The organism is Bartonella sp. TT29SHDZB, assembly GCF_042193395.1.
GTDB lineage: Bacteria > Pseudomonadota > Alphaproteobacteria > Rhizobiales > Rhizobiaceae > Bartonella.
Genome location: NZ_JBHILQ010000146.1, coordinates 1 through 629, shown reverse-complemented (window position 1 = coordinate 629; position 629 = coordinate 1). Strand labels below are relative to the sequence as shown.

Here is a 629-nt window from a genome sequence, read left to right as displayed (position 1 = left end):
GGTGGTGGCTACGCATACTATAGAAGTAACGACGGCCCCTTTATTGTCTACAAAACAAACATTGGACATGGTGGAAGCTCTATTTATGGGGGGGCTGGTGGTGGTTGCAGTGATGGTATCGCAAAAGGGGGTTACAGTGGGAAAGGCGGCAATGGTGGTGATGGAAATGGTTTTACCAGCGGCGGTGGCGGTGGCTATTTTCCAGGAAAATCTGGTGGAGATGGCGGCAATGGTGGTGACGGAGCAATCTTGTTGAGATTTTTTATCTAGGAGTTTTTTATGAAATATGCAGTTGTTGAAAATGGTGTGGTAACAAATATTATTGTAGCCTCAGAAGATTATGTTCACGCCTTTGATGGTGAAGCTATCCCCTCAAGTGAAGCGCAGATCGGCTGGACTTATAAGGATGGAGTGTTCTCTCCTCCTATTGTTGATGAAAACACAAAACAGCTCTCATCTACTGAAATGGCAGAAATAGACGCACCCGTAGAGCTCATAAAAGAACCACAAGAGAAAGATAATCAAATCTAGGCTATTAGGCTTGTATGATTTTCTTTCTTTAAAGTCCTTTTTGACTGACAGTGTCAGGCTTATGAGAGAGTGTAGATAATTGTTATGGTCTCTTCATT

1 protein-coding gene and 1 pseudogene are annotated in these 629 nt (G+C 43.1%); both read left to right on the top strand.

The window, feature by feature from the left end; all coding sequences use genetic code 11:
* Window positions 1-270 (top strand): annotated as a pseudogene (locus ACFIJJ_RS10030) (hypothetical protein); the annotation flags it as partial.
* A gap of 9 nt (window positions 271-279) precedes the next feature.
* On the top strand, window positions 280-531 hold the full coding sequence (locus ACFIJJ_RS10025) for a hypothetical protein (protein WP_375624437.1): 252 nt from the start codon (window positions 280-282) through the stop codon (window positions 529-531).
* Window positions 532-629: the final 98 nt, after the last annotated feature.